Source organism: Thauera phenolivorans (assembly GCF_001696715.1).
Classification (GTDB): Bacteria; Pseudomonadota; Gammaproteobacteria; order Burkholderiales; family Rhodocyclaceae; genus Thauera; species Thauera phenolivorans.
Window position 1 is genome coordinate 457,005 of sequence record NZ_MBFM01000002.1, and the last position, 23,202, is coordinate 480,206.

Sequence of the window (23,202 nt, forward strand, 5' to 3'; positions counted from 1 at the left end):
GGATGTGAAGCGTAAAAAAACCGGACCCCTCCTCGGGTCCGGTTGTGCACACCGCGTGCGCGATCAGCGCGCGGTCATCGCCTTGAACTGCTGCCGGTAGCGGTGCAGCAGCGGCTCGGTGTAGCCGCTCGGCTGGGCGCAGCCCTCGAAGATCAGCGCGCGTGCGGCCTGGAAGGCCACCGAGGCGTCGAAGTTGGGTGCCATCGGCCGGTAGGCCGGATCGCCCGCGTTCTGGCCGTCGACCACCTTCGCCATCCGGCGCAGGGTCTCTTCGACCTGCTCGGCGGGGACCACGCCGTGGCGCAGCCAGTTGGCGATGTGCTGGCTCGAGATACGCAGCGTGGCGCGGTCTTCCATCAGGCCGATGTCGTTGATGTCGGGCACCTTGGAGCAGCCCACGCCCTGCTCGACCCAGCGCACCACGTAGCCGAGGATGCCCTGGCAGTTGTTGTCGAGCTCTTCCTGGCGCTCGGCGGCGCTCCAGTCGGCACGCGCGGCGATCGGCGGGGTCAGCAACTCGTTCATCAGCTGCTCGCGCTCGGCGGCGTAGTCGATCTTCTCCATCTCCCGCTGCACGTCCCACACGTCCACCTGGTGGTAGTGCAGCGCATGCAGGGTGGCGGCGGTCGGCGACGGCACCCAGGCGGTGCTCGCACCGGCCTTCGGATGGGCGATCTTCTGCTCGAGCATCCCTGCCATCAGGTCGGGCATCGCCCACATGCCCTTGCCGATCTGCGCCTTGCCGCGCAGGCCGCAGTTCAGCCCGATCAGCACGTTGCGGCGCTCGTAGGCCTTGATCCAGGGGGTGTTCTTGATGTCGCCCTTGCGCAGCATCGGGCCCGCTTCCATCGCGGTGTGCATCTCGTCGCCGGTGCGGTCGAGGAAGCCGGTGTTGATGAAGGCGACCCGGTCCTTGGCCGCGGCGATGCAGGCGGCGAGGTTGGCGCTGGTGCGGCGCTCCTCGTCCATGATGCCGATCTTCAGCGTGTTGCGGGCGATGCCGAGCAAGTCCTCGACGCGGCCGAAGAGCTCGTCGGCGAAGGCGACCTCGGCCGGGCCGTGCATCTTCGGCTTGACGATGTAGATGCTGCCGGTGCGCGAGTTGCCCTTGCGCTCGAGGTCGCGCATCGAGATCAGGCCGGTGACCGCCGCGTCCATGATGCCCTCGGGCACCTCGTTGCCGTCGCCATCGAGGATCGCCGGGTTGGTCATCAGGTGGCCGACGTTGCGCACGAACAGCAGCGAGCGGCCGTGCAGGCGCAGCGTCGAGCCGTCGCCGGCGGTGTACTCGCGATCCGGGTTGAGGCTGCGGGTGATCAGCTTGCCGTTCTTCTCGAGCTCCTCGACGAGATCGCCACGGAGCAGGCCGAGCCAGTTCGAGTAGGCGAGCACCTTGTCCTCGGCATCGACCGCGGCGACCGAGTCCTCGCAGTCCATGATCGTGGTCAGGGCCGCTTCCATCACGATGTCGTTGACGCCGGCCGCGTCGGTCTTGCCGATGCCGCCGTTGCGATCGATCTGGAGCTCGATGTGGAGGCCGTTGTTCTTCAGCAGCACCGCGCTCGGCGCGGCGGCGTCGCCGCGATAGCCGACGAAGCGGGCCGCGTCCTTGAGGCCGACCCTGGCACCGCTCTGCAGGGTGACGGCGAGCTGGCCGTTCTCCACCGCGTAGCCCGCGGCCTCGGTGTGCGAGGGGCCGGCGAGCGGCGCGGCCTGGTCGAGCAGCGCGCGGCCGAAGGCGATGACCTTGGCGCCACGCACCGGGTTGTAGCCCTTGCCGCGCTCCGCCCCTTCGAGTTCGGAGATGGCGTCGGTGCCGTAGAGCGCGTCGTACAGCGACCCCCAGCGCGCGTTGGCGGCGTTGAGCGCGTAGCGCGCGTTCATCACCGGCACCACGAGCTGCGGGCCGGCCTGCACCGCGATTTCGTCATCGACGTTCTCGGTGCCGATCCTGAACGCGGCGGGCTCCGGCTGCAGGTAGCCGATCGACTCGAGGAAGGCGCGGTAGGCGGCCATGTCGCTGATCGGGCCCGGATTGGCGCGGTGCCAGGCGTCCAGCTCGGCCTGGAGGCGGTCGCGCTCGGCGAGCAAGGCCTTGTTCTTCGGCGCCAGGTCGTGTACCAGCGCATCCAGGCCCTTCCAGAAGGCGGCGCTGTCCACCCCGGTACCGGGCAGGGCCTGCTCTTCGATGAAGCGGTGGAGGTTGCTCGCAACCTGGAGGCGCTGACAATTCACACGTTCAGTCATGTCTCGATTTCTCTCTCGTTCTGTTTACGTTTACATCAGGTCGATGCTGGCGCCGGCCTTGGCCACCTGGGCGTCCTGATCGGGTTTCATGCCGGAGACGCCGACCGCCCCGATCACCTGACCGTCGAAGATTACCGGCACACCGCCCCCGAGGGTAGCACTGAGCACCGGCGCGGAGAGAAACGCGGTGCGACCGTTGTTGATCATGTCTTCGTAGCTCTGCGACTCGCGCCGCCCGAGCGCTGAGGTGCGCGCCTTTTCGATCGCCAGGTAGGCGCCCACCGGCGCGCAGCCGTCGAGGCGCACCAGCGCGAGCGGATGACCGCCGTCGTCGACCACCGCGATCGCCATCGGCCACTGGTTGTTCTCGGCCTCGGCGCGCGCCGCGGCGATGATGCGGGCGACGTCGTCGTGGCCCAGGATGGCTTTCGTCTTCATGCGGAAAAAACTCCAGGTGGTGGTCTTGTCAGGCGAGGGCTTGGTCGACCAGTTCGATCCAGTGCCGCACCGGCGTGCGCCCGGCACCGTCGAGATGGGTCTGGCAGCCGATGTTGGCGGTGGCGATCAGCTCGGGCTTGCCGCTTTCGAGCGCGTCGAGCTTGTTGTCGCGCAATTTCAGCGACAGTTCGGGCTGGGTGATCGAGTAGGTGCCGGCCGAACCGCAGCACAGGTGGGCGTCCGGCACCGGGGTGAGCTCGAAGCCGAGCCGGCGCAACACGTCCTCGACCGCCCCGCCGAGCTTCTGCGCGTGCTGCAGGGTGCACGGGCAGTGGAAGGCGAGCCGCCTGCCCTTGCCGCTGGCGAGCGTCTCCAGCGGCTCCTCGCGCAGGATCTCGACCAGGTCCCTGGCCAGTTCGCTGACCCGCGCGGCCTTCGCCGCGTAGGCCGGGTCCTGCGCGAGCAGCTTGCCGTATTCCTTGACGAAGGCGCCGCAGCCGCTGGCGGTCTGCACGATCGCCTCGGCGCCGGACTGGATCGCCGGCCACCAGGCGTCGATGTTGCGGCGCGCGCGCTCGAGCCCCGCGTGGTGCGCATCGAGGTGATAGTCCACCGCGCCGCAGCAGCCGGCCTCGGTCGCCGCCACCACGCTGATGCCGAGGCGATCGAGCACGCGCGCGGTGGCGGCATTGGTGTTGGGCGACAGCGTCGGCTGCACGCAGCCCTCGAGCATCAGCATCCTGCGGCCGTGGCGCGCCGCCGGACGCGCCCCGGGAGCGGCGATCGTTCTCGGCAGCTTGTCGGCGAGCTTGGCGGGCAGCAGCGGACGCACCGCCTGGCCGATGCTGCCGAGCGCCTTGAACAGCGTCGGGCGCGGCAGCACCGCACGCAGCGCCTCGCGCTGCAGCCGGTCGGCCAGCGGGCGTGGCGCCAGCTCGGCGGCCACCGCACGGCCGATGTCGAGCAACGAGTGATACTCCACCCCCGACGGGCAGGTGGTCTCGCAGTTGCGGCAGCTCAGGCAGCGGTCGAGATGGATGCGGGTCGCCTCGGTGATCGGCTGGCCCTCGAGCATCTGCTTCATCAGGTAGATGCGTCCGCGCGGCCCGTCGAGCTCGTTGCCGAGGAGCTGATAGGTCGGGCAGGTCGCGTTGCAGAAGCCGCAATGCACGCAGGTGCGCAGGATGCGCTCGGCTTCCTCCGCGCGCGGCAGGCGCTTGGCGACTTCGCTCAGGTTCGTTTGCATGTCGTGTTCCCGGGGATCAGAGCTCGGCGTACATGCGCCCGGGGTTGAACACCCCCTTCGGGTCGAGTGCCGCCTTGAGCTGGCGGTGATAGCGCAGCAGGCCCGCGGGCAGCGGCTGCAGCGGGCTGTCGACCATGCCCGCCGTGAAGCAGGCCGCATGCCCGCCGGCGTCGGTCGCAATGGCGCGAATCCGCTCGGCCGGCGCGTCGGACTTCAGCCAGCGCTGGGCGCCGCCCCAGTCGATGAGCTGGTCGCCCGGCAGATCGAGCAGCGCGGCATGGACCGGCACCGACAGCCGCCACAGGGGGCGCGGGTCGGCGAAGAAGGCCAGCCGGTGCTCGCGCAGTTCGCGCCAGAAGCCGGCGTCGAGTTCCTCTCCGCCGAGGCGCTCGCGCGCGGCCTGGACCGAGCCCTCGCCCCCCTCGAGGCGCAGGTTGAGCGCCTCGCCCTCGTGGCAGGCGGCACTGATCGGCAGCGGCTGCTGGCCCCATTCGGCGAACTTCGCCAGCGCGGTCGCGGGAGTCATCGCGATGCGCAGACTGGCGGAGGCGCGCGGCAGCGGCAGCACCTTCAGCGAAACCTCGGTGAGCAGGCCGAGGCAGCCGAGGCTGCCGGCCATCAGGCGCGAGAGGTCGTAGCCGGCGACGTTCTTCATGACCTCGCCGCCGAAGCGCAGGTGCTTGGCTTGCCCGGTGATCACCCGGCAGCCGAGCACGAAATCGCGCACCGCGCCCACCCACGGGCGGCGCGGACCGGACAGGCCGGCGGCGACCATGCCACCGACCGTGGCGCCGGCGCCGAAGTGCGGCGGCTCACAGGCGAGCTGCTGGCCGGCGTCGGCGAGCACCGCCTCGAGATCGGCGAGCGGGGTGCCGGCACGCACGCTGACCACCAGCTCGCTCGGATCGTAGCTGACGACGCCGCGATGGCCGCGGGTGTCGATCGGCGCGCCGTCGACCGCCCGTCCGTAGAAACCCTTGCTGCCCCCGCCACGGATGCGCAGCGGGGTGTTCGAAGCGAGCGCCGCCTCTACCCGGGTGAGCAGGTCGGCGCTGCAATCGGCATTGACGATGTCGACACTCATCAGAAACGCTCCAGCTCGGAGAACGGCAGCTTGCCGCCGTGCACCCGCAGCGCGCCGTAGTCGGCACAGCGGTTTAGGGTGGGGATGTTCTTGCCGGGGTTGAGCAGCCCTTCGGCGTCGAAGGCCGCCTTCACCGCGTGGAAGCAGCCGATCTCGTCCGGATTGAACTGGGTGCACATCTGGTTGATCTTCTCGCGGCCGACGCCGTGCTCGCCGGTGATGGTGCCGCCGACCGCGACGCACAGCTCGAGGATCTCGCCGCCGAGCGCCTCGGCGCGCTCGAGCTCGCCCGGCTGGTTGGCATCGAACAGGATCAGCGGGTGCATGTTGCCGTCGCCGGCATGGAACACGTTGGCCACCTGCAGGCCGTACTTCTCCGCCAGCTCGGCGGTGCCCTTGAGCACGCGCGGCAGGTGGCGCCGGGGGATGGTGCCGTCCATGCAGTAGTAATCGGGCGACATGCGGCCGACCGCCGGGAAGGCGTTCTTGCGACCGGCCCAGAAGCGCGCGCGCTCGGCCTCGTCGCGGGCGAGGCTGACCTCGGTGGCGCCGGCGCGCTCGAGCACCGCGCGCACCCGCGCGATGTCTTCCTGCACGTCGGACTCGACCCCGTCGAGCTCGCACAGCAGGATCGCCTCGGCCTCGACCGGGTAGCCGGCGTGGATGAACTCCTCCGCGGCGCGGATCGCGAGCTGGTCCATCATCTCGAGGCCGCCGGGAATGATGCCGGCGGCGATGATGTCGCCCACCGCGCGGCCGGCCTTGTCCACCGAATCGAAGCTCGCCATCAGCACCCTCGCCACGCGCGGCGTGGGCAACAGCTTCACCGTGACCTCGGTGACGATGCCGAGCATGCCCTCGGACCCGGTAAACAGCGCCATCAGGTCGAAGCCGGGCGCGTCGAGCGCGTCGGCGCCGAGGGTGAGCGGCTCGCCCTCGATCGTCAGCACCTCGAGCTTGAGCAGGTTGTGCACCGTCAGGCCGTATTTCAGACAGTGCACGCCGCCGGCATTCTCCGCGACGTTGCCGCCGATGGTGCACGCGATCTGGGAAGAGGGGTCCGGCGCGTAATAGAGCCCGTAGGGCGCGGCCGCCTGCGAGATCGCGAGGTTGCGCACGCCGGGCTGGACGCGCGCGCAGCGGCCGGCGGGGTTGAGTTCGAGGATGCGGTTGAAGCGCGCCATCACCAGCAACACCCCCTGCTCGAGCGGCAGCGCGCCGCCCGACAGGCCGGTGCCGGCGCCGCGTGCGACCACAGGCACCCGGCGCGCGTGACACAGCCTGAGCACCGCGGCGGCCTGCTCGATGCGCGCGGGCAGCACCACCAGCAGCGGCACCGCGCGATATGCCGACAGGCCGTCGCATTCGAAGGGGCGCAGATCCTCCTCGGCATGCAGGATCTCGAGGTCGGGCACCGCCGCGCGCATCTCGGCGAGCAGCGTCTGGCGATCGGTCTTCGTCAGCGGGCCGTCGAGGCGTTCGTCATAGAGCAGGTTCATGCGTGTCGCTCTCCAGGGTTTGCCGATGCAGGCGCCAGCCAGATTTGCCCGCTCGGCGCAGAACTCGGCGAATGCTAAGAGCGGAGGGTCGCAAAGGTCCAATGGTTTTTTAGTGGTCGGACCAGTTTTTTTCTATTGTAGTCACCGCTATACTTTTTTGACCCTTTCCTTTCAGCGACTTGCCAAACGTGCCCAGCCCCATGCCGCCCCTACAAATCACGGGTCGGACCACTGATCACCGCTTCGCCAACGCGGCGACCGGACTCGAACGCCGCCAGGTCGCCGACATCGTGGCCGAGCGCATCGAGCGCCTGATCGTCGACGGCGTGCTCAAGCCGGGCCAGGCCCTGCCCTCCGAGCGCAGCCTGTGCGCCAAGCTGGGCGTTTCGCGCTCGGCGCTGCGCGAGGGGCTGCGCGTGCTGCGCGGCCTGGGCATCATCGAGACCGCCCACGGCCGCGGCTCCTTCGTCGCCCGTCTGTCGCGCGCGCCCGACGACAGCCCGCTGATGCACCTGTTCAGCTCGCAGCCGCGCACCCTCTACGACCTGCTCGAGGTGCGCGCCCTGCTCGAGGGCGAATCCGCCCGCCTCGCCGCCTTGCGCGGCACCCCGGCCGACTTCGTGCTGATCGGCCGTCGCTACGAGGAGATGCTGGGCGCCGCCGACGATGCGCCCGGCACCGACCCCCAGCGCCACGCCCGCCTCGACCACGCCTTCCACCGCGCGATCGCCGAGGCCTCGCACAACCCGGTGCTGGTGCACACCCTGCAATCGCTCACCGACCTGATGCTGAGCTCGGTGTTCGCCTCGGTGAACAACCTCTACCATCGCCCGCCCCAGAAGCGGCAGATCGACCGCCAGCACGCCCGCCTCTACCAGGCGGTGATCGACCGCCAGCCCGAACGCGCGCAGCGCGCCGCGCTCGAGCACATCGGCAGCGTGCTGGAGAACTTCCGCGAGATCGAACAGGAGGAGCAGCGCCTGGTACGGGCGACGATGCGGCTCGAAGGCTGGACCTGAGCGGCGGCGGGGGTGCGGCAGGCGCGGGGAACGCCGCGACGGCGGTGGTGACGCGGCGGTCGCCGCTGTTACCGGGGACGTGCTGTAGGAGCGGCGACCGCCGCGACGGCGGTGGTGACGCGGCGGTCGCCGCTGCTACCCGGGGTCCGGGAGGCGCCGTGGGGCTCAATCGTCCGCTGCGTCGCCGTCGTTCCACAGCCCTGGCGTGAGCCGGCTGCGGCGGTCGAGGCGCTGCTGGATGCGGGTCGCGAGCGCGGTGAGGTCGAGCGCCGGGTGGACGGAGGCGAGTTCGCGGGCGCGGCCGCTCAGCTGGCTGCGGCTCGGCGGGAAGCGGCCGCTGCCGCTGGCGAAGACGATGCGGTTGTCGCCGTCCTCGGCGCCGACCACCACCACCCGTTCGTCGAAGCAGTCGCGAATGCGCGAGGCATAGAGGCCGTAGCGCGGTTCGCCCGACCAGTGATTCACCACCAGGACGCCGCCGGGCGCCAGCGTCGCCCGGCAGTCGGCATAGAAGTCGGCGCTGCCGAGCGCCGGCGGCATGCCGTGTGCCGAAAAGCCGTCCACCAGCAGCACGTCGGCATCCGCCTGCACATCGCGCAGGTAGTCGGCGCCGTCCGCGCACACCACGCGGAAGCGCTCGTCGTCGGCCGGGATGCCGAAGCGTTCGCGCAGCGCGATGATCCCGGAGTCGATCTCGACCGCGGTGAAGCGCACGTCGGGCAGGCGCGCGAGACAGTACTTCGCCAGCGAGCCGCCACCCAGCCCGATCATGAGGATGTGGCGCGGCGCGGGCACGAAGAGCAGGAAGCCCATCATCGTGCGCGTGTAGTCGAGCATCAGCGCGCTCGGATCGGCGAGCGACATCAGGCTCTGCACGGTGAGGCCGTCGAACTGCAGGGAGCGCAGTCCCGCGTGCTCGGCGACGAAGGGATGCTCGCCCAGCCCCTGCGCCTCGCCGGTGTCGCGGGCCGCATCGGTCGCCGCCTCCCCTGCCGGGCGCCCTTCGCTTGTCATCGCGCCCGCCGGTCTCAGGCCGCCGCCAGCCGCCATAGCGAGGTGGTCTCCGCTGCACGCGCCGCGTGGAGGGGGTCGCCCGCGTCGTTTGCCTTGGGATGGCTCGGCCGGATATCGAGCCGGTCGAGCACCTTCAGCCCGCCCGCCTCGATCAGCGCGAGCAGCTCGTCACGGCTGCGCAGGCCGAGCAACTCGGCCAGGTCCGAGAGGATCAGCCAACCTTCGCCGCCAGCCTCCAGATGCGCGCCGAGCCCGGCGAGGAAGCCGCGCAGCATCCGGCTGTCGGGGTCGTATACCGCGTTTTCTATGGGCGAACTCGGCCGCGTCGGCAGCCAGGGCGGATTGCACACCACCAGCGGCGCGCGTCCCGGCGGGAAAAGGTCGGTGTGCACCAGCTCGACGCGTCCGGCCAGGCCAAGGCGGCCGAGGTTGTCGGCGGCGCAGGCGAGCGCGCGCGCATCCTGCTCGGTCGCCACGATGCGCGCTACGCCGCGGCGGGCGAGCAGCGCGGCGATCACGCCGGTGCCGACGCCGATGTCGAAGGCGAGCGTGCCCGCCGGCAGCGGCGCTCGCTGCACGAGCGCGAGGTATTCGCCGCGTACCGGCGAGAACACCCCATAGTGCGGATGGATGCGCGCGCCGAGCGCCGCGATCTCCACCCCCTTGCGCCGCCACTCGTGGGCGCCGATCACCCCGAGCAGTTCGCGCAGCGAGGCGACGAAGGGCTCGCCCGGGGCCGGCCCCCAAGCCTCGGTGCACGCTTCGCCGACCTCGGGCGCGCGCCGCAACGGGATCGCGTAGTCGCCGTCGAAGGGCAGCAGCAGCATCCCCAGGGTGCGCGCGCGCTGCGCCTGCGCCTGGCGGTGGAGATGGAAGGCCTCGGGCATCGCGATCGGCGGCTTCTTGCGCGGCTTCTTCCCCGTGCGGCGCTCGTCGATGCGGCGCGCGATCGCCTGCAGCAGCTGGCGCGCGTTGTGGTAATCGCCGCGCCACAGCAGCGACGTTCCCTCGGAGGCCAGCCGGAAAGCCGTGTCGGCGGTCATCGTGTCGTCCACCACCTGCACCCGCCGTGGCGCCGGTGCGCCGCTCTCCGAGCGCCAGACCGCACTGCGCGTCTCGTCGCCTTCGGTCCATTCGATGCGCGGCGCGTCGTCTCGCGCCGCCTGTTCGTACTGCGCCCGTCGCTTCTGTAATTCGTCCACTTTCCGCCCCGTCCGTTGAAGGTAAGTCCCTGTCCAGCCATCGGTCGCCGCTTCTCGGGCGCCCGATCTCGGGCGTCCCCGGTCAGGCGCCCGCGATCCAGCGCCTGATCGCGCTGTCGAGCGCGCCGTCGATCACCATCTGCTCGCGCAGGCACAGCGAGCGCACGTTGTCCGCCAGCTTGCGGCTCAGCGAGCCGACGTCGTCGCGGCCTTCGCCGAAGACGTGCCCGCGGAAAAGCAGGCCGCGCACGACGAAGGTAACGTCGGCGCGACTGACGCCGTTGCCCGCCTCGCGACAGCGATCGCGGACCCGCTTACTGGTCTCGTTGAGCTCGAAGGGACGCTCGCCGAGGTCCTGCGCCAGCGCGGCAAACACCTGACGGTACTTGTCGGGATGGAGCAGCGGCACGCCGGTGACCTCGTGCACCTGCCGCGCGGCCGGCAGCAGGTCGGCGAAGTCGCCCCAGTCGAGCTGCGGCCCCTGGACGATGCGGTCGGCGAGCGGCTGGCGCGCCGGGTCGTAGGCGCGACCGCCGGAATCGCTCCAGTCGAAGGCCACGCCGGCAGGTGCCAGATGTTCCACGTAGCGGCGGAAGGAGCCCCTGCCCTTCCAGTCGGCCGCGAGCTCCGGATGACTGGCCAGCACCAGCGACGCGAGGCGCCCGCAGGCGACCGGCTCGGCCGCCGCCGTCACCGCCTCGCGGATGAGCCGGACGACCGCCGGCCCCTCGTCCGCATCGCTCGCCTCCGCCGGCGTCGGCGGCTCGATCAACCCCTCCGCGGGGGACGCCGCCGGCATCGCCACGCTGAACTCAGCCGCGGCCACCGCGGTCGCCCCGACCGGCGCGACCGCCTCGTCCTCGTCGCGGAAGCCGAGCGCAGCGCGCATGAACTCGTCCTGGTCGATCAGCAGGTCGGCCGAGGCCCGGTAGGCGGCCGAGGGAAAGCCGATCGCGAGCACCGTCGTGCGCCGGTCCCAGCGCCGCAGCTTGCGCAGCACCGGGGTGAAGTCGGCGTCGGCCGAGAACACGATGAACTCGTCGTAGTGCGCCTCGTGCTGCAGGAGGTCGACGATGTCGAGCACCATGTGGATGTCGGTGCTGGTCTTGCCCTCGCCGGTGAGCGCCGGGCAGTCGATGATCTCGAAGCCGGCCAGGTTGAACGAGGGCCGGAAGCGCTGGTAGGCCTGCGGGTTGAGATAGCAGCGTCGCACCAGTACCCGCCGGCGGGCGCCTTCCGCGACGTGCTCGGGCAGCGCCAGCGAATCGATGATCCAGTTCATCCACTCCTGCGGCCGGCGCGCGAAGCGGTCGGCGCTGGCCTGGTCGAGCTTGCGCAGCCCGGAGTAGACATTGTCGAAGTCGACGAACAGCGCGCTTTTCATGTGTTCCTCTCGAGCGTTCGGCGCATCGTCCGATGCGGAATGCCTGCTTCCATGAATTCCTTGCCTTCCTCGACGAAGCCGTGCCGCCGGTAGAAGTCCAGCGCATGAGTCTGCGCGTTGAGCAGCGCGTGATCCATGCCGCGCGCGGCGGCCTCGGCCACCAGCGCCTCGAGCACCGCACCGCCCAGGCCACGGCCACGCCACGACGCCGCCACCGCCATGCGGCCGATGTGGCCGTCGGGCAGCAGCCGACCGGTAGCGAGCGCCTCGCCGGCGGCGGTTTCCGCGAGCGCGTGCTTAGACACCGCATCGAATTCGTCCCGCTCGAGTTCGACCGGCACGCCCTGCTCGACGACGAAGACCTGCAGCCGCAGCGGCATCGCCTTCGGCTCGGCCTCGGCCCAGTCGAGGACGCGGATGGAGATGTTAGGCCCTGCCGTCATTCGACGATCTCCACCGGGGTGCCGGCCGGCACCAGCTCGAACAGCTCGATGATGTCGCGGTTGCGCATGCGCACGCAGCCGTGCGACAGGGGCACGCTCATCGGCTGGTCGTCGCCGGTGCCGTGCAGGTAGATGTAGCGGCGCATGGTGTCGACCTCGCCGAGGCGGTTACGCCCCCGTTCCTCGCCGCTCAGCCACAGGATGCGCGACAGGATCCAGTCCCGTCCCGGATGCTCGGCGGCGAAGGCCGGCGTCCACCGCTCGCCGGTCAGCCGACGGCCGCGGAACACGGCACCCGGGGCCGCCCCGCCGCCGATCTTCGCCCGGATGCGGTGGCGGCCGCGCGGGGTGCAGCCGCTGCCCTCGCGCTCGCCGGCGCCGTTGCGTGCGGTCGACACCCGGTAGCGGCGGATGCAGGCGCCGTCGGCACCGAACAGCGACAAGGTCTGGCTGCCAATGTCGATCAGGATGCGGCAACCGGCGCTCATGCGTTCATCGTCCGGCCGCGCCGGCCGGCGAAGAAGCTCGACAGCATCGCACCGCACTCGTCCGCGAGCAGGCCGCCCTCGATCGTGGCGTGATGGTTGAGGCGCGGCTCGGCGAAGAGGTCGAGCACGCTGCCCGCCACCCCGGTCTTGGGATCGCGCGCGCCGAACACCACCCGCGCGATCCGCGCGTGCATGATCGCGCCGGTGCACATCGCGCAGGGCTCGAGGGTGACGTAGAGCTCGCAGCCCGGCAGCCGGTAGTTGGCCAGGTTTCGCGCCGCGTCGCGCAGCGCCATGATCTCCGCGTGGGCGGTGGGGTCGTGGCGGCCGATCGGCTGGTTGAAGCCGCGGCCGACGATCTGGCCGTCGCACACCACCACCGCGCCCACCGGCACCTCGTCCAGGGAACCCGCCTCGCGCGCCTGCTCGAGCGCGGCGCGCATGTAATCCTCATCCTTCATCGTCGATCCGACCGCTGCAAAGCGCGAAGTGTACCGGAGCGCGACCCGTGCCGCCGCGTCCGCTCGCCGATTCGCGCAAAAGTCGCGACGCGCCCCCACGCTGCGGCCGCTCTGCACCGCGATTGGTCGCGCCGATGGAACACGCCTTCCCGTCCCGGGGCGTTTATTCGCCGGACGCGCTGGCCTAGACTGGCGCAGACCCTGAACCCCAACGGAGGCCCCCGCATGACGCCCCTGCCCTCGCTGTTCATTTCCCACGGTTCGCCGATGTTCGCCGTCGAGCCCGGCATCGCCGGCGCCGAACTCGCCGCCCTTGCCGCGCGCCTGCCCCGACCGCAGGCGATCATCGTCGCCTCCCCGCACTGGATGAGTGGGCGACTGTCGGTCACCAGCACCGAACACCCGGAGACCATTCACGACTTCGGCGGTTTCCCGCCTCAGCTCTACACCCTGAGCTACCCCGCGCCGGGCTCGCCGGAATGGGCCGAGCGCGCGCTCGAAGCGCTCGCCGCGGCCGGCATCGAGGCCCGCGCCGAGCGCGCGCGCGGGCTCGACCACGGCGCCTGGGTGCCGATGATGCACATGTTCCCGCAGGCCGACATCCCGGTGCTGCAGCTCTCGCTGCACCCGCAGTTCGGCCCGCGCGAGCACTTCGCCCTCGGCCGCGCGCTGGCACCGCTGCGCACCGCCGGCGCGCTGATTGTCGGCTCCGGCAGCCTCACCCACAACCTGCACGAGTGGCGCGACGGCTCGGTGGCCACCGAGCCCTACGTGACCGAGTTCGCCGACTGGATCGCCCGCACCCTCGCCGAGGATGACCTCGAGGCCTTGCTCGATTACCGCGCGCGCGCCCCGCATGCCGTTCGCGCCCATCCGACCGACGAGCACCTGTTGCCGCTGATGTTCGCCCGCGGCGCCGCCGGGGAACACGCGCAGGCGCGCCGGCTCGCCGCGGAGGACGTGCGCTACGGCATGCTCGCGATGGACGCCTACCGCTTCGACGAAGCCGCCTGAGGCGGGCGCGGGCTGCGCAGCGCGAGCAGGCTGACCACGCCGAGCGCGGCGCCCACCAGCAGCATGCCGAGCGCCTCGGCGCCGCTCGGCCGCTCGCCGAGTTCGAGCCAGGCTGCGAGCACGCCCACCACCGGGATCGCGAGCGAAGACAGCCCGGCCATCGCCGCCGGCAGGGAATTGAGGATGAACAGCCACAGCAGCCAGCACAGCCCGGTCGCAGCGAGCGCGTTGAAGGCGAGCGCGCCCCAGAAATAGACGGTCGGGTCGATCGGGCGCTCCGGCACCACCAGCGCGATCACGCACAGCACGAGTGCGCCGAAGAGCATCTGCCAGGCGGTAAGCGACAGCAGATCGAGCGCCACCTTCTGCCGCAGCCGCTTGGCCAGCACCGCGCTCACCGCCCAGGTGGCGCCGCCGCTGAGCGCGAGCACGCTGCTGAGCACGCTGCCCTGCGTCCCCCACGGCTCGAGGATCGCCAGCAGCCCGGCAACCGCGAGCGCCACCGCCAGCCACTGCATGCCGCGCACCCGCTCGCCCAGCACGATCCACGCCATCGGCAGCAGCCAGAACGGCATCGAATACACCAGCACCACCGTCTTGCCCGCGCCGCCGCTGATCAGCGCCGACTGGATCAGCGCGGTGAAGGCCGCAGTCTGCAGCAGGCCGAGCACCACCGTCCGGCCGACCGCGCGCGGCCGCAGCGACTGCCTCCGCAGCAGCATCACGCCGAACAGCGACAGCGCGCCGAACAGGGTGCGAAGCGCCGAGAAGTCGAACGGACCGGCGAAGGCGAGCACCTTCTTCATCACCACCCAGTTGTAGCCCCAGATCAGAGACAGCAGGACGAATGCGGCGAGAGCGGCGGCGGATTTCTTGTCGGTCATGGGCGGGCTCGGACGGGGGCTGCACGGGGCGCGGCACGATAGCACCGATTCATCACAGGCTGAATTCCAGGCCCGATTTTCAGCCGCATCCGTTGGAAAACGCCCTTACAATTCCGACGCGCGACGGCATGGACAAGGCCGCCCGCCCATTTCCAGAACAACCAGGAATGCCCCGATGCAGATGCTCAACGACTTCTTCAACACGCTCAACGGCATCGTCTGGGGAATCCCAATGATCGTCCTTATCCTCGGCACCGGCCTCTTCCTGCAGGTCCGTCTCGGCTTCATGCCGATCCGCCGCATCCTCTACGGCTTTCGCATGATCGCGCGCAGCCGCACCCGCGATCCGCGCGCCGAAGGCGAGATCTCGCCCTTCGCCGCGCTGATGACCGCGCTGTCGGCCACGGTCGGCACCGGCAACATCGCCGGCGTCGCCACCGCGATCGCGGTCGGCGGCCCCGGAGCGCTGTTCTGGATGTGGATGACCGCGCTCGTCGGCATGGCGACCAAGTACGGCGAGGTGGTGCTCGCGGTGACCTACCGCGAGGTCGACGCCAAGGGCGAGCACGTCGGCGGGCCGATGTACGCGATCAGGAACGGGCTCGGCCGCAACTGGCGCTGGCTCGCCGCCTCGTTCGCGCTCTTCGGCGGCCTCGCCGGCTTCGGCATCGGCAACATGGTCCAGTCCAACAGCATCTCGAGCGCGATGCACACCGCCTTCGGCCTGCCCACCTGGGTCAGCGGCCTGGTGCTCGCGACGCTCACCGGCACGGTGATCCTCGGCGGCATCCGCCGCATCGGCCGGGTCGCCGAGCTGATGGTGCCGGCCATGTGCGTGGCCTACATCCTCTGCGTCGGCGTCGTGCTGTTCGTCTTCTCCGAACGCATCCCGGCCGCGCTCGATCTGATCTTCACGCAGGCCTTCCAACCCACCGCCGCCGGCGGCGGCTTCCTCGGCGCCACCGTGATGATGGCGGTTCGCATGGGGGTGGCGCGCGGCATCTTCTCCAACGAGGCCGGCCTGGGCACCGCCGGCATCGCGCAGGCGGCGGGCACCACCCGCGACCCGGTGTTCTCCGGCCTCATCGGCATGATGGGCACCTTCATCGACACCATCATCGTGTGCACGATGACCGGCCTCGCGATCGTCGTCAGCGGCGTGTGGGATTCGGGCGCCTCGGGCGCGGTGCTGAGCTCGGCGAGCTTCGAGGCGGCGATGCCGGGCGTCGGCCGCTACCTGCTGGCGATCGCGCTCGCGGTGTTTGCCTTCACCACCATCCTCGGCTGGGCCTACTTCGGCGAGAAGTGCTGGGAATACCTGCTCGGCACCCGCTGCGAAAAGCCGTTCCGCATCCTGTGGACGCTTGCGATCCTGCCCGGGGCGGTGCTGAGCCTCGACTTCGCGTGGTTGGTCGCCGACACGCTGAACGCGCTGATGGCGATTCCCAACCTGATCTCGCTCATCCTGCTCAGCCCGGTCATCGTCGCCATGACCCGGGCCTATTTCGCCAAGCCCGAGGCCGAGCGCCTGGCGCCGCAAACGCAGACCCGGACGCGCTGAGCGCCCGGGGCCGGCGCGGCCTCAGGGCTTCGCCGGCGGGCAGGTATCGAGGAAGTCACCCGGCGCCGGCAGCGGCGTCTGCGGCGGCGCCATGTCGCCGGGCTGCAACTGCTCGGTGAAGCCCTGCAGCGAGCCCATCGGCCGGCAGTCGCGGCGCGCCACCGGCTCGCTCGTCATGTAGGCGACGATCATCTTCGTCAGCGCGGTGAGGGCGTCGCGATGAGTCCGCTCCTGGGCGTGCGAAGCGTCTGCGCCGAAGCCGAGCATCGCGGTGCGGATGTCGTTGCCCGCCTCCACCGCCGCCGCGGCGTCGGTGCGGTAGTACTTGAAGACATCGCGCCGCAGGGGAATGTCGTGCGTCTTCGCGAGCGCGATCAGCTTGTGCGTCAGGTGGTAGTCGAAGGGGCCCGACATGTCCTGCATGCACACGGTCGCCGAATGCTCCGAGGTGTTCTGCCCGGGCGCGGCGATCGCGATGTCCAGGCTCACCAGCTCGGCCACCTCGCCGTGCAGGGCGGCCGAGGCGCCCGAGCCGACCTCCTCGGTCAGCGTCAGCAGCGGATGGACGTCGACCGGCAGCACCAGACCATGGTCGCGCACCGCCTTGCACGCGGTCAGCAGCGCCGCCACCGCCGCCTTGTCGTCCAGGTAGCGCGAGTTGATGTAGCCGCCGGGCTGAATCTCGGGCTGGGGATCGACCGCGATCCAGTCGCCGACGTTGATCCCTGCCGCCGCCAGCCCGGCCCGATCGTGCACCGGCGCGTCCACCCGCACCTCGACGTAGTCCCAGCCCACTGGCTGACTGTCGACCTCGTCGCCGAAGGCATGGCCCGACGCTTTCAGTGGCAGGCAGGTGCCGCGCAGCCGGCCTTCATCGGTGAAGATCGTCAGGCGTGCGCCCTCGGCGAAACGCGCCGACCAGTGACCGATCGGCACGATCGCCAGACGGCCGTTGTCCTTGAGGGCGCGCACCATCGCGCCGAGCGTATCGAGGTGGGCGACGATCGCGCGTGCCGGCCTCTCCTCGCGTCCGGCCAGGGTGGCGCGGATCGCGCCGCGACGCGTCAGCACATAGGGGATCTCGAGCGCCTCGAAACGCCCGGCGGCATAGCGCACCGCCGCGTCGGTGAGGCCGACCGGGCTGGGAATCGCCAGCAGCTGGAGCAGCACCTCCTCGAGATAGGCATGGTCGATGTCGGGAATCATTCGCTCTGTCCTCTGTAGTTGGCCTGACTGTCCGAAGGACGTGGGGGCGGAAACGTTCCGCATTGCGGCGATTTTCCCGCCCGCCGCGGCTCAGCCCCCCGCGTGCGGCGCGCGCGCGCCGAGCCGTTCGCGCAGCGCGTAGGCCGCCAGCGCCACCGTCTGCGCCGACTCCGGAAAGACCTTGGCCAGGGTCAGGAAGCCATGGATCACGCCCGGCACCTCGCGGTACTCCACCTCGCCGCCCTCTTCACGCACCCGCTGGGCGAAGGCGGCACAGTCGTCGACCAGCGGATCGAACTCCGCGCTCACCAGCAGCATCGGCGGCAGGCCTGCAAGCGAGGCGGCGCGCATCGGCGAGGCGCGCCAGTCTTCGGTTTCGCCCGCCGGCAGGTAGCGCTCGAAGAACCATTGCAGGGTCTCGCGATCGAGGAAGTAGCCATCGTCGAAGCGCCGGCGCGAGGGCCGCTCGCTGAGGATCTCGGTGCTCGGATACACGAGCAGCAGGAAGCGCGGCTGCGCACCACCCGCGTCGCGCAACGCGAGTGCGCTGACGATGGCGAGGTTGCCGCCCGCGCTGTCGCCCCCGAGCGCAATCCGCGCCGGGTCGATGCCGAGCAGCTCGGCGTTGTCGAGCGTCCATTCGAAGGCGAAGCGGGCATCCTGCACCGCCGCCGGAAAGGGATGCTCGGGGGCGAGGCGGTAATCCACCGACAGCACCGCACAATGCGAGGCGTTCGCGAGCCGGCGGCACAGCCCGTCATAGCTGGCGACGTCGCCCACGCACCAGCCGCCGCCGTGGAAGTAGATGAGCAGCGGCAGCGCCACGTCGGCGTGCGTGTCGAACGGGCGGTACAGGCGTGCGAGCAGCGCGCCGCCGCCGCGGGCCATGGGCACCTCGGTGACCGCTGCTACCGCGGGCTTTTCGCCGCCGAAGGCGAACTGGAGCTTCTCGAAGGAATGGCGTGCCTGAGCGAGCGGGATTTCGTGAAACCTGGGCGCACCGACACGGTAGACCATGTCGAGCAGGGAGCGGGTCTCGGGGGTGAGTGGCATGGGCAGACAGGGCGGGGGGCCCGGCAGGAATTGTCCAAAAGCGGAATTCTACCGGGACCACCTGCCTCCCATTGCGCTGCACGGCGATAAAATGACCGCATCCGAAGCGGCATGCGCCTGCGCCGCAGCCACCCTCACCCCTTCGCCGGAGACCCGGAAATGAGCATGATCGACAAGGACAGCGCTGCAGAAACCGGCGACCCTGCCGGCACTGAAGAGGCCGGCTCGAAGCGCGCATCGCGCAAGTCGCCCCGCCCGCGCGGGCCCCGTCCGCGCAAGGCGAGCGCGGGCGACACCGCCCCGGCCCTCAGCGCACAGGGCATCGAGCACTTCGAGGTGGAGCAGGCGACCACCGCCGCCGAGGACGCGAAGGCGATCGCCCTCGCCGACATCATGCAGACCGCACTGAGCGGCAACATCCGTTCCGCAACCGAAGCGCTCGGCGCGATCATGGAAGGCGCCTCGGCGGACGAGGTCGAGTTGCTGCGCAAGGCCCTGCTCCGGCGCGAAACGCGGCCCGCGCGCGGTGAGCGCCACCCCGACGAGGAGCTCGCCCTCGACTGGCGCGAAGGCGGGTATCCGTACCGCAACCTGATGTCGCGCAAGAACTACGAGAAGCAGAAGTATCGCCTGCAGGTCGAGCTGCTCAAGCTGCAGGCCTGGGTCAAGGAGAGCGGCCAGCGCGTGGTGATCCTGTTCGAGGGCCGCGACGCCGCCGGCAAGGGCGGCACGATCAAGCGTTTCATGGAGCATCTCAACCCGCGCGGCGCGCACGTGGTGGCGCTGGAGAAGCCGTCGGAAGTCGAACGCGGCCAGTGGTACTTCCAGCGCTACATCCAGCACCTGCCGAGCACCGGCGAGATCGTGCTGTTCGACCGCTCCTGGTACAACCGCGCCGGGGTGGAGCGCGTGATGGGCTTCTGCAGCCCGGACGAGTACAACGAGTTCATGCGCCAGGTGCCGGAGTTCGAGCGCAATCTGGTGCGCAGCGGCATCCACCTGATCAAGTTCTGGTTCTCTGTCAGCCGCGACGAACAGCGCCGCCGATTCAAGGAGCGCGAGGCACACCCGCTCAAGCAGTGGAAGCTGTCGCCGATCGACCTCGCATCGCTCGACAAATGGGACGACTACACGAAGGCGAAGGAAGCGATGTTCTTCTACACCGACACCGCCGACTCGCCCTGGACCGTGGTGAAGTCGGACTGCAAGAAGCGCGCGCGGCTGAACGCGATGCGCTACGTGCTGCACAAGCTGCCCTACGCCAACAAGGACCTCGACCGCATCGGCCCGCTCGACCCCCTGCTGGTCGGTCGCGCCAACGTGGTGTACGAGCGCGGCGAGAAGGACTCGCTGCCGATCCTGTGAGCGCCGCGCCCGCTTTCAGCGTCGTTTCAGGCTCGACTCCGCATAGTGGCACCGTCCGCTTCCGGACGCTTTCCAGAAGGAGCCAAGCCATGAAGACCCCGCGCAAGATCGCCACCGCCATCATCGCCACCGCGCTCGCCACCGGCATCGGTGCCGCCGCCCTGCTCTCCACCCCCGCGCTCGCCAGCGACAACCGCGTCGGCGAGGTCCGCCAGTTGCGCGAGCAGGGCAAGATCCTGCCGATGGAGGACATCCTGGTCCGCAGCCGCGACGCGCAGCCCGGCCAGGTGCTCGAAGTCGAACTCGATCGCGAGGGCGACCGCTACGTCTACGAGGTGAAGATCCTCGACGACGCCGACCGGGTGCACAAGCTCGAGCTCGACGCCGCCAGTGGCGAAGTGCTCCAGCGCAAGCAGCGCTGAAGCCATGCGCCTGCTGATCGTCGAGGACGACGCAACGCTGGGCGAGCGCCTGCGTGCCCGCCTGCTGCGCGAAGGCTACGCGGTCGACCTCGCCGCCGACGGCATCGACGGCGGCCATCTCGGCGCCACCGAGCCCTACGACGCGGTGGTCCTCGACCTCGGCCTGCCCGGCAAGCCCGGCCTGGCCGTGCTGCGTGAATGGCGCGCCGCCGGCAACGAGGTGCCGGTGCTGATCCTCACCGCGCGCGACGGCTGGGCCGAGCGCGTCGAGGGCCTGCAGGCGGGCGCCGACGACTACCTCGGCAAACCCTTCCACGAGGAGGAACTGCTCGCCCGCCTGCAGGCCCTGTTGCGGCGCGCGGCCCCGGTGCGCGCGCTGGAGATGCGCGCCGGCGAATGGCGGCTGGACGAGGCCCGCCAGTGCCTGGTCGCCGACGACGGCCACGAGCAGACTCTGACCGCGACCGAGTTCCGCCTGTTGCGCTACCTCATGCGCCACCCCGACGAGGTGCTGTCGAAGACCCGCCTCAGCGAGCATGTGTACGACTACGACGCCGAGCGCGAGAGCAACGTGATCGAGGTCTACGTTCGCCGCCTGCGCAGCCTGCTCGGCGCCGAGCGCATCGAGACCCGCCGCGGCCAGGGCTATGTCTTCCGCAGCCGGTCCTGAGGCGGGCCGCACGCCGGCACGGCGCCGCGCCGGCTCGCTGCGCAACCGCCTCTCGCTCGCGCTCGCGCTGGTGCTGCTCGCCGCCGGCGGTCTGCTCGCGTTCGCGCTGCAGGAGTTCCCGCGCCGCCTGGTCGAGGACTACATGCTGTCCCGCCTCGAACACGACGCCGACCACCTCTACGCCCGCGTGCTCGAGGCCGCCGACGGCCCGCCCGGGGCGCTCGCCGCGGCGGCAGACCAGGCGGTGGGCGCGCCCTATCGCCTGCCGCTGTCGGGCCACTACTTCATCGTCCAACGCGGCGCGGAGCGGATCCTCTCGCGCTCCCTGTGGGACGAGGAGCTCGCATTGCCGCCGGCCGCCGAGGGCGCACAAATCCTGCGCATGGGCGGACCCGCGGGCCAGAAGCTGCTCGTGTACACGAAACGCTTCGCGCCGCCCGGCGAGGGCATCGCGATCACCGTCACCGACGACCTCGGCAGGCTCGACGACGCGATCGACCGCTTTCGCGAGCGCATGGCGATCGGTCTCGCACTCGCACTCGGCCTGCTGCTGCTGCTCCAGCGCCGGCTGCTGGTGCACGGACTCGCCCCGCTCGGCGCGGCGGCCGAGGCCTGCCGCCGGCTCGAACGCGGCGAGCGCCTGGTGCTCGACACCGAGGCGCCGGCCGAGGTGCGGCCGATGCTCGAAGCCCTCGATCGCCTGTCCCGCCATCAGGTGCAGCGTCTCGGTCGCATCCGTCACGCCGCCGGCAATCTCTCGCATGCGCTGAAGACGCCGCTTGCCGTGCTCGGACAGGCCACCGACGAGCTCGCCGCACGCGGCGAGGGCGAGCTGGCCGGGCGCATGCGTGTCGAACTGGCCACGATGCGTGCGACGATCGAGCGAGAGCTGCGCCGCGCCCGCCTCGCCGGCGGCGACCCGAGCGGCGAGGGCTTCGAAGCGCGCACTCAGCTCACCGCGCTCTCAGATGCGATCCGACGCCTGCATCGTGAGCGCACGCTGCAGATCGAGCTGGCGGTGCCGGCGCGCCGCTTTCCCCTGGACCGCGAGGACATGCTGGAACTCTTCGGCAACCTGCTCGACAACGCCTGCAAGTGGGCACGGCAGCGCGTCATCCTGACCCTCGCGGACCCCGGCGCCACGGCCGAGTCGCTCGAAGCGAGCGTCGAGGACGACGGCCCGGGCGCGGACGCGGCGGTGCTCGAGCGGCTCGGCACCGCCGGCCTGCGCAGCGACGAGGGCCGCCCCGGACACGGCCTCGGACTGGCGATCGTCGCCGACATCGTCGCCCAGTACGGCGGCAGCGCGCACTACGGGCGCTCCGAAGCGCTCGGCGGCCTGCGGGTGGATGTCCGCCTGCCGCTGCCGCCGCACTAGCGCCAGGGTCCGGACCCCAGGTTTCGTCCCCTCAGGCGGGGTCGAGCGCTTCGCGGTTGGACGCGGCTGCGGCGGAAACCGGATCCTCACCCCGCGCCCGTGCCGCCGCATCGAGAAACTCGCGCAGGATCGGCCCGCTGTCGAGCAGGCCGGAGGTGTCTCGATGGAATTCGGGGTGCCACTGGCAGCCGAACATGTAGCTCGGCCCCCGCCAGCGGATCGCCTCCACCACGCGGTCGCCGCAGGAGAGCGCCTCCACTTCCAGCTCGCCCCCGAGTTCGCGCACCGCCTGGTGGTGGATGCTGCTGACCCGTGCCTTCGCCATCTCGGGATAGAGGGCCGCCAGCCCGCTGCCGGGCACGAAGTCGATCTCGTGCCCCAGACTGTCATAGAGCGAATCGTCACGGTGGATCGCAGCCCCCGGCACGAGTTCGTCGATGTCCTGCCACAGCGTGCCACCGCATGCCACGTTGATCAGCTGTGCGCCGCGGCAGATCCCGAGCACCGGCTTGCCCTGACGCGCGAACTCCCACAGCAGCTCGATTTCGTAGAGGTCGCGGATCCGGTCTCCGCCCCACTGCGGCCGCAGCGGGGCATCTCCGTAGGAGGCGGGGCTGACATCGGCGCCGCCCTGCAGCACCAGGCCGTCGAGCGCGGCGACGTAGTCGCGCACCGAGATCTGCGCAGGGCGCACGCCGAGATGCTCCCCGATGGTGGGCACCATGAACACCAGGCCGCCACGCGACATGATCCAGTGCGCCATCGACTGCTCGAGATATTGCAGAGTCTTGCCGGGAAAGCCGAGTTCGGCCGGCGGCGCGTGCATCAGGCGCGCGGTGAGTCCGATGCGAAGCGGGGCGCGGCTCATCGTCCTGCCCTCCCGCTCATGCGTGCGGTGGGGTGGCGGTCCGGACGGGCCAGGGAGGGGCGGAATGGTGCGGGCACTTGAACGGTTCTCGGGAGCGAAGCAATGCGGGTTCGGCGGTGGCGCGTGGTCTCCATCCGCCGCAGAGCTCGCGGCGGCGGACATCCACGCGCGTATTTTGCCGGACTATCGCTTCCTCGCGCAGCGCTTCGAGGGCTGCAAGCGGCAAGGATTGCGTCGCAAGGTGTAAGCGGATCGC

Annotated in this window: 23 protein-coding genes; 8 read left to right on the plus strand and 15 right to left on the minus strand. The window is 70.6% G+C overall.

Annotated elements, in window-relative coordinates; genetic code table 11:
- Positions 1–63: 63 nt before the first annotated feature.
- The 5 genes from BB334_RS05625 to glcD are packed head-to-tail and all read right to left on the minus strand — an operon-like array spanning position 64 to position 6,514.
- Positions 64–2,247 carry a malate synthase G gene (locus tag BB334_RS05625; protein ID WP_068805441.1) on the minus strand — a complete coding sequence of 728 codons (2,184 nt, stop codon included), beginning with the start codon at positions 2,245–2,247 and terminating at the stop codon, positions 64–66.
- Between the two features lie 30 nt (positions 2,248–2,277).
- A complete protein-coding gene (locus BB334_RS05630) occupies positions 2,278–2,685 on the minus strand; it encodes a heme-binding protein (protein WP_068805443.1) in 408 nt (135 codons plus the stop codon).
- 28 nt (positions 2,686–2,713) lie between these two features.
- Positions 2,714–3,931: a glycolate oxidase subunit GlcF gene (glcF, locus tag BB334_RS05635; RefSeq protein WP_068805445.1), complete on the minus strand. Its 1,218-nt coding sequence runs from the start codon at positions 3,929–3,931 to the stop codon at positions 2,714–2,716.
- A 16-nt stretch (positions 3,932–3,947) separates the two neighbouring features.
- The gene (gene glcE / locus BB334_RS05640; protein WP_068805448.1) at positions 3,948–5,015 is read right to left on the minus strand and encodes a glycolate oxidase subunit GlcE; all 1,068 of its coding nucleotides are present in this window, start codon (positions 5,013–5,015) and stop codon (positions 3,948–3,950) included.
- Positions 5,015–6,514, minus strand: a complete 1,500-nt coding sequence (glcD, locus tag BB334_RS05645; protein WP_068805451.1) for a glycolate oxidase subunit GlcD — start codon at positions 6,512–6,514, stop codon at positions 5,015–5,017. The genes glcE and glcD overlap by 1 nt, the downstream gene beginning before the upstream one ends.
- A gap of 200 nt (positions 6,515–6,714) precedes the next feature.
- Here glcD and glcC point away from each other — a divergent pair, with 200 nt between their 5' ends.
- Positions 6,715–7,533, plus strand: coding sequence for a transcriptional regulator GlcC (gene glcC, locus BB334_RS05650; RefSeq protein WP_083200298.1), 819 nt, complete (start codon positions 6,715–6,717; stop codon positions 7,531–7,533).
- Between the two features lie 165 nt (positions 7,534–7,698).
- On the opposite strand, the gene BB334_RS05655 is transcribed toward glcC, so the two are convergent.
- The 6 genes from BB334_RS05655 to tadA form a co-directional block, all read right to left on the minus strand.
- Positions 7,699–8,547: a spermine/spermidine synthase domain-containing protein gene (locus BB334_RS05655; RefSeq protein ID WP_108722494.1), complete on the minus strand. Its 849-nt coding sequence runs from the start codon at positions 8,545–8,547 to the stop codon at positions 7,699–7,701.
- Positions 8,548–8,561: 14 nt separating this feature from the next.
- Positions 8,562–9,686: a methyltransferase gene (locus BB334_RS05660; RefSeq protein WP_068806181.1), complete on the minus strand. Its 1,125-nt coding sequence runs from the start codon at positions 9,684–9,686 to the stop codon at positions 8,562–8,564.
- Positions 9,687–9,831: 145 nt separating this feature from the next.
- Positions 9,832–11,133, minus strand: coding sequence for an NYN domain-containing protein (locus tag BB334_RS05665; protein WP_068805454.1), 1,302 nt, complete (start codon positions 11,131–11,133; stop codon positions 9,832–9,834).
- On the minus strand, positions 11,130–11,576 hold the full coding sequence (locus tag BB334_RS05670; protein WP_068805457.1) for a GNAT family N-acetyltransferase: 447 nt from the start codon (positions 11,574–11,576) through the stop codon (positions 11,130–11,132). Before BB334_RS05670 ends, BB334_RS05665 begins: the two co-directional genes overlap by 4 nt.
- A complete protein-coding gene (locus BB334_RS05675; protein ID WP_068805461.1) occupies positions 11,573–12,064 on the minus strand; it encodes a L,D-transpeptidase in 492 nt (163 codons plus the stop codon). The genes BB334_RS05670 and BB334_RS05675 overlap by 4 nt, the downstream gene beginning before the upstream one ends.
- Positions 12,061–12,525 carry a tRNA adenosine(34) deaminase TadA gene (gene tadA, locus BB334_RS05680; protein WP_068805464.1) on the minus strand — a complete coding sequence of 155 codons (465 nt, stop codon included), beginning with the start codon at positions 12,523–12,525 and terminating at the stop codon, positions 12,061–12,063. The genes BB334_RS05675 and tadA overlap by 4 nt, the downstream gene beginning before the upstream one ends.
- Before the next feature lie 225 nt (positions 12,526–12,750).
- On the opposite strand from tadA, the gene BB334_RS05685 reads away from it, so the two are divergent.
- On the plus strand, positions 12,751–13,539 hold the full coding sequence (locus BB334_RS05685) for a DODA-type extradiol aromatic ring-opening family dioxygenase (RefSeq protein WP_068805467.1): 789 nt from the start codon (positions 12,751–12,753) through the stop codon (positions 13,537–13,539).
- Here BB334_RS05685 and BB334_RS05690 read toward each other — a convergent pair.
- On the minus strand, positions 13,515–14,423 hold the full coding sequence (locus tag BB334_RS05690) for a DMT family transporter (RefSeq protein ID WP_068805471.1): 909 nt from the start codon (positions 14,421–14,423) through the stop codon (positions 13,515–13,517). The genes BB334_RS05685 and BB334_RS05690 overlap by 25 nt on opposite strands.
- A 175-nt stretch (positions 14,424–14,598) precedes the next feature.
- Between BB334_RS05690 and BB334_RS05695 the strand changes: the two genes are divergently transcribed.
- Positions 14,599–15,984: an alanine/glycine:cation symporter family protein gene (locus tag BB334_RS05695; protein ID WP_068805474.1), complete on the plus strand. Its 1,386-nt coding sequence runs from the start codon at positions 14,599–14,601 to the stop codon at positions 15,982–15,984.
- A gap of 21 nt (positions 15,985–16,005) precedes the next feature.
- On the opposite strand, the gene BB334_RS05700 is transcribed toward BB334_RS05695, so the two are convergent.
- Both BB334_RS05700 and BB334_RS05705 read right to left on the minus strand, forming a co-directional pair.
- Positions 16,006–17,190, minus strand: a complete 1,185-nt coding sequence (locus tag BB334_RS05700; protein ID WP_068805477.1) for an osmoprotectant NAGGN system M42 family peptidase — start codon at positions 17,188–17,190, stop codon at positions 16,006–16,008.
- A gap of 90 nt (positions 17,191–17,280) precedes the next feature.
- Positions 17,281–18,243, minus strand: coding sequence for an alpha/beta hydrolase (locus tag BB334_RS05705; protein WP_088179150.1), 963 nt, complete (start codon positions 18,241–18,243; stop codon positions 17,281–17,283).
- A gap of 159 nt (positions 18,244–18,402) precedes the next feature.
- On the opposite strand from BB334_RS05705, the gene ppk2 reads away from it, so the two are divergent.
- From ppk2 to BB334_RS05725, 4 genes are all read left to right on the plus strand, one after another.
- Complete coding sequence (ppk2, locus tag BB334_RS05710) at positions 18,403–19,608, plus strand: polyphosphate kinase 2 (protein WP_232756659.1); 1,206 nt, start codon at positions 18,403–18,405, stop codon at positions 19,606–19,608.
- Between the two features lie 89 nt (positions 19,609–19,697).
- On the plus strand, positions 19,698–20,030 hold the full coding sequence (locus BB334_RS05715) for a PepSY domain-containing protein (RefSeq protein WP_068805480.1): 333 nt from the start codon (positions 19,698–19,700) through the stop codon (positions 20,028–20,030).
- 4 nt (positions 20,031–20,034) lie between these two features.
- A complete protein-coding gene (locus BB334_RS05720; protein WP_068805482.1) occupies positions 20,035–20,700 on the plus strand; it encodes a response regulator transcription factor in 666 nt (221 codons plus the stop codon).
- Positions 20,678–22,078 carry a sensor histidine kinase gene (locus BB334_RS05725; RefSeq protein ID WP_068805485.1) on the plus strand — a complete coding sequence of 467 codons (1,401 nt, stop codon included), beginning with the start codon at positions 20,678–20,680 and terminating at the stop codon, positions 22,076–22,078. Before BB334_RS05720 ends, BB334_RS05725 begins: the two co-directional genes overlap by 23 nt.
- 31 nt (positions 22,079–22,109) lie before the next feature.
- On the opposite strand, the gene BB334_RS05730 is transcribed toward BB334_RS05725, so the two are convergent.
- Complete coding sequence (locus BB334_RS05730; protein WP_068805500.1) at positions 22,110–22,946, minus strand: gamma-glutamyl-gamma-aminobutyrate hydrolase family protein; 837 nt, start codon at positions 22,944–22,946, stop codon at positions 22,110–22,112.
- Between the two features lie 64 nt (positions 22,947–23,010).
- Here BB334_RS05730 and BB334_RS18110 point away from each other — a divergent pair, with 64 nt between their 5' ends.
- Positions 23,011–23,193, plus strand: coding sequence for a hypothetical protein (locus tag BB334_RS18110; RefSeq protein ID WP_158014360.1), 183 nt, complete (start codon positions 23,011–23,013; stop codon positions 23,191–23,193).
- Positions 23,194–23,202: the final 9 nt, after the last annotated feature.

Excerpts from the sequence above, each read along its gene's own strand:
- BB334_RS05625 (WP_068805441.1), bottom strand. The coding sequence starts at position 2,247 with ATGACTGAACGTGTGAATTGTCAGCGCCTCCAGGTTGCGAGCAACCTC.
- BB334_RS05630 (WP_068805443.1), bottom strand. The coding sequence starts at position 2,685 with ATGAAGACGAAAGCCATCCTGGGCCACGACGACGTCGCCCGCATCATC.
- glcF (WP_068805445.1), bottom strand. The coding sequence starts at position 3,931 with ATGCAAACGAACCTGAGCGAAGTCGCCAAGCGCCTGCCGCGCGCGGAG.
- glcE (WP_068805448.1), bottom strand. The coding sequence starts at position 5,015 with ATGAGTGTCGACATCGTCAATGCCGATTGCAGCGCCGACCTGCTCACC.
- glcD (WP_068805451.1), bottom strand. The coding sequence starts at position 6,514 with ATGAACCTGCTCTATGACGAACGCCTCGACGGCCCGCTGACGAAGACC.
- glcC (WP_083200298.1), top strand. The coding sequence starts at position 6,715 with ATGCCGCCCCTACAAATCACGGGTCGGACCACTGATCACCGCTTCGCC.
- BB334_RS05655 (WP_108722494.1), bottom strand. The coding sequence starts at position 8,547 with ATGACAAGCGAAGGGCGCCCGGCAGGGGAGGCGGCGACCGATGCGGCC.
- BB334_RS05665 (WP_068805454.1), bottom strand. The coding sequence starts at position 11,133 with ATGAAAAGCGCGCTGTTCGTCGACTTCGACAATGTCTACTCCGGGCTG.
- BB334_RS05670 (WP_068805457.1), bottom strand. The coding sequence starts at position 11,576 with ATGACGGCAGGGCCTAACATCTCCATCCGCGTCCTCGACTGGGCCGAG.
- BB334_RS05675 (WP_068805461.1), bottom strand. The coding sequence starts at position 12,064 with ATGAGCGCCGGTTGCCGCATCCTGATCGACATTGGCAGCCAGACCTTG.
- tadA (WP_068805464.1), bottom strand. The coding sequence starts at position 12,525 with ATGAAGGATGAGGATTACATGCGCGCCGCGCTCGAGCAGGCGCGCGAG.
- BB334_RS05685 (WP_068805467.1), top strand. The coding sequence starts at position 12,751 with ATGACGCCCCTGCCCTCGCTGTTCATTTCCCACGGTTCGCCGATGTTC.
- BB334_RS05690 (WP_068805471.1), bottom strand. The coding sequence starts at position 14,423 with ATGACCGACAAGAAATCCGCCGCCGCTCTCGCCGCATTCGTCCTGCTG.
- BB334_RS05695 (WP_068805474.1), top strand. The coding sequence starts at position 14,599 with ATGCAGATGCTCAACGACTTCTTCAACACGCTCAACGGCATCGTCTGG.
- BB334_RS05700 (WP_068805477.1), bottom strand. The coding sequence starts at position 17,190 with ATGATTCCCGACATCGACCATGCCTATCTCGAGGAGGTGCTGCTCCAG.
- BB334_RS05705 (WP_088179150.1), bottom strand. The coding sequence starts at position 18,243 with ATGCCACTCACCCCCGAGACCCGCTCCCTGCTCGACATGGTCTACCGT.
- ppk2 (WP_232756659.1), top strand. The coding sequence starts at position 18,403 with ATGAGCATGATCGACAAGGACAGCGCTGCAGAAACCGGCGACCCTGCC.
- BB334_RS05715 (WP_068805480.1), top strand. The coding sequence starts at position 19,698 with ATGAAGACCCCGCGCAAGATCGCCACCGCCATCATCGCCACCGCGCTC.
- BB334_RS05720 (WP_068805482.1), top strand. The coding sequence starts at position 20,035 with ATGCGCCTGCTGATCGTCGAGGACGACGCAACGCTGGGCGAGCGCCTG.
- BB334_RS05725 (WP_068805485.1), top strand. The coding sequence starts at position 20,678 with ATGTCTTCCGCAGCCGGTCCTGAGGCGGGCCGCACGCCGGCACGGCGC.
- BB334_RS05730 (WP_068805500.1), bottom strand. The coding sequence starts at position 22,946 with ATGAGCCGCGCCCCGCTTCGCATCGGACTCACCGCGCGCCTGATGCAC.
- BB334_RS18110 (WP_158014360.1), top strand. The coding sequence starts at position 23,011 with ATGGTGCGGGCACTTGAACGGTTCTCGGGAGCGAAGCAATGCGGGTTC.